This is a genomic window from Xenorhabdus hominickii (assembly GCF_002632725.1).
GTDB classification, from domain to species: Bacteria; Pseudomonadota; Gammaproteobacteria; order Enterobacterales; family Enterobacteriaceae; genus Xenorhabdus; species Xenorhabdus hominickii.
On record NZ_NJAI01000001.1, the window covers coordinates 1084636 to 1087968 of the forward strand.

Genomic DNA, 3333 nt, shown 5'->3' on the forward strand with positions numbered 1-3333 from the left:
ACAACGACGGGCGCAGGCGCACGCAGGAATACGATACCCATCACAGGTTGACGGCCCTGTTCGACGAAGAGAACCGCAGCCTGACGCTGGGGTATGACCGTCAGGATCGGCTGCATCACCTTAAAACGGGCGGCGGGGCACAGTGGGGCTGGGAATATGACCGTCATCACCGCGTCGCCCTCAGCCAGCGCCCCAACGACAGCCGGGAGCGCTTCCGCCATGATCGCCACGGCAACCTGACCGCATGGACAGATGCCCGCGGTGTAAAATGGCATATCGACTATGGGCCGTTTGACCTGCCGGTGGCACGGGTGGATGGCGAAGGTCACCGCTGGGCGTACCGCTACGACAAAAACAGCCTGCAGTTGATCGAAGTGATTAACCCGCAGGGTGAACGCTACCGTTACACGCTGGATGCGGACGGGCGGGTGGTCACGGAGACCGATTACGCCGGTACCCAGTGGCATTATGCCTATGACGGCAATGGTAACTGCACGGAGAAACGCGATGCCCTGGGGCACATGACCCGATATCGGTATGATGACAATGGCCGTCTGACGGCGATGGCAACGCCGGAAGGTACCACGACATGGCGTTATGACCCGATGGGGCGGCTGCTGGCAGTGGCGGCACCGGGCACCCTCCCGCTGTGTTTTGAATATGACAGGCAGGGGCGGCTGGTGAAGGAGTCTCAGACGTACGGGCAAATCAGTTATGAGTACCCGGATGCCTTTACCCATCAGCGCACCGTGCTGGTGCAGGACGGTCGGGAATGGCAGACAGAGACGGGGGTCAACAGGGCCGGAGAACTGAAACGGCTCAGGATAAGCGGTGAGCATACCCTCAGCCTTGAACGGGATGAAGACGGGCATGAGTGGCACCGCCAGTCAGATAAAGGTTTTATCCTGCGCCAAGAGTATGCCCTGATGGGGCAACTGACCGCCCAGCGTGCGGGCCGCAATACCGAGTTTTTTGAAGCCCATGAAGTGGCGGATATCCCCCTGCCGACACTGGCAGGCTTAGACAGAGAATACCGTTATGATGCGGCCCTGAATCTGGTGGCGGCGAATGATGAGCGGCAATGGCTGCGTTATGTGGTCAATGGCAACGGGCAGGTGACCTCGGTCAGTGACGGCGAACGCCTGCGCGAGCATTATCAGTACGATGCCTGCGGCTACCCCTCCCGCCGTTTTGATGGCCTCAATGAGATAGACGGGGAACGGCTGTACCAGAAAGGGCATCGGTTACGCCAGCTTGGACAACATCTGTTTGAGTATGATGACGCGGGGCGGATGACCGCCATGCAGCTCTGGCAGGAAGGGCACCGCCCACAACTGACCAAGTTTCGCTGGAACAGCCAGAACCAGCTGATGGGGGTGCAGACCCCGGGTGGCCCGCAGTGGGCCTATCGCTATGACGCCTTCGGGCGGCGCACGGAAAAAGCGTGCGAACGGTCAGGCCAGCGCACTACTTACCTGTGGGACGGGGATGTCCCGGCGGAAATCCGCGAGTACCGGCACAACCGGTTGTACAGTATCCGCCACCTCGTTTTTGACGGCTGGCAACTGATAGCCCAACAGGTGCAGTTCTTTAGCCTGAACCCGGAAAACCGCCATGAACTATTGGCCGGGGAGGTTCAGACCCAGTATGCAGTGTGTGCGCCGACCGGGGAGCCGCTGGCGTTGTTTGATGCCGCCGGACACCGGGTCTGGCGCCAGCCGCCGCAGAGCCTGTACGGGCTGCGTCTGGGGGTTCTGGGTGAAAATGCGGAGCTGAATCCGGGGTTACAATTTGCCGGTCAGTGGCTGGATGAAGAAAGCGGGCTGGTCTATAATCGGTTCCGGTATTACTCGCCGGTGGCGGGGCAGTACCTGACGTCGGATCCCATCGGGCTACTGGGGGGTGAAAACCCTTATGCTTATGTATCAAATCCCACGGGGCAGATCGATCCTTTGGGATGGGCTGAATGGAAACCTGGTAAGTTTGATGAGTGGTTTAATAAGGCTACAGTTCAAGACGTTATAGATAATAAAACATCTGTTTCTTCTGCCTTAAGAGGAAATGGAGGAAAACATGAGATGTTTCCTGTTTCTTTAGCTGCTAAAGCAAAAGAATTAGGTTTTACAGCAGAAGAACTAAAAAAATATGTTGTAGATACAGATAAGATTACGTTCACAAATGTAACAGATGCCAAAGGTAATCCTGTACCAGATGGAGGGCATCATGGAAGTAGAGCAGGTAGGCATTTTCATAATAAATTAATTGCAGATTTGAAAGAAGCTACTGGTAAATTTGGTGCGAAGAAAATAATGGTCAGGCACCATCGTAATCATATGGTATACAGTGGGAAATGCGGAAGATGATAACTGAAAATAGTGTGCATTTATGGATTGGAAATAATTTTTCCTCTGAAGACGAATATATGAAATATTTTGAGCTAGATTATTCTGTTGAAGGAAATTTTGATGATCCTAACTATAAACTTTGCCAGTTTTGTAAGGATATTGGTCTTCAGTGGTATGATGAGGATTTTATAGGAATAATTCCACGTCGCGATGAAAGCGTCTCTATAGATGAAATTTTAATTGATGCTGCTGTTGATCAAAGTGAATTTCAATCAATAAAAGACATATGTGATAGATTAGGAATAAAAGAAGCAAATGCCATTTTTTGGTATCAGGATTCAGAGCTACACATTAACCCTCCATATAAAGAACAATACAATGGTTTGAAATATATAGGGTTGTTTGAAGGTGACTAGTTTATTTACAGTAATAATTTACTAATATAGTAGATTATTTATAAATAAAACTATTTAAATAAATTTAAACTGGAAGGTTCTTGGAATCTTCCAGTTTTGTTTTATCTACCGTGGAGCATACCTATGATAATCTAGCGCTGCCTGTAGCTGCTCAATCCCTGCTTTTCTCTCTTATGCGTTTTTGTATTCCCCAATCAGCTCCCGCATCCTCAGCTTAATTTCACTGAGCTGGTCTTGCTGGCGCTGGTATTGTTGCCTGATATTGCAAGTGTCGTCGTTGTCAGGGATCAGCACCAGATAGCCATCCATGATTTTGACAGTCAGTGTGCCGCCAATATCAAACCCGGCTGCCTTAAGCCATTGCCCTTTCAGGTGTATCGCGGGCGGGGCTGTGGTTTTGTCATTTTGCGGCACGTATCCCACGGTGTAATAACGTTCTGTTTTGGCGGCTTTATTTACCGCGCGGTTTTGCTTAGTACTACAGCCGTAATCCATATTGTGCCATGATGGGGCTCTTCTTCCTTAAATAAAAGGCGGTGTCACATGCCATCCCCTGCCAAAATCTGGGAACA

The 3333-nt window shown here is 51.2% G+C and carries 3 protein-coding genes; 2 read left to right on the forward strand and 1 reads right to left on the reverse strand.

The genetic code is table 11. The annotated features are described in order from the left end of the window. Together Xhom_RS36355 and Xhom_RS04820 are read left to right on the forward strand one after the other, a co-directional pair. Positions 1–2363, forward strand: a 2363-nt coding sequence (locus Xhom_RS36355; RefSeq protein WP_476756455.1) for an RHS repeat-associated core domain-containing protein, incomplete at its 5' end; no start/stop codon positions are given. Further along, on the forward strand, positions 2360–2761 hold the full coding sequence (locus tag Xhom_RS04820; protein WP_084023201.1) for an immunity 22 family protein: 402 nt from the start codon (positions 2360–2362) through the stop codon (positions 2759–2761). The genes Xhom_RS36355 and Xhom_RS04820, both read left to right, overlap by 4 nt. 171 nt (positions 2762–2932) lie before the next feature. On the opposite strand, the gene Xhom_RS04825 is transcribed toward Xhom_RS04820, so the two are convergent. Next, positions 2933–3256, reverse strand: coding sequence for a SymE family type I addiction module toxin (locus Xhom_RS04825; RefSeq protein WP_069317641.1), 324 nt, complete (start codon positions 3254–3256; stop codon positions 2933–2935). Between the last annotated feature and the right edge of the window lie 77 nt (positions 3257–3333).

Coding starts and splice junctions, on each gene's coding strand:
- Xhom_RS04820 (WP_084023201.1), top strand. CDS start 2,360: ATGATAACTGAAAATAGTGTGCATTTATGGATTGGAAATAATTTTTCC.
- Xhom_RS04825 (WP_069317641.1), bottom strand. CDS start 3,256: ATGGATTACGGCTGTAGTACTAAGCAAAACCGCGCGGTAAATAAAGCC.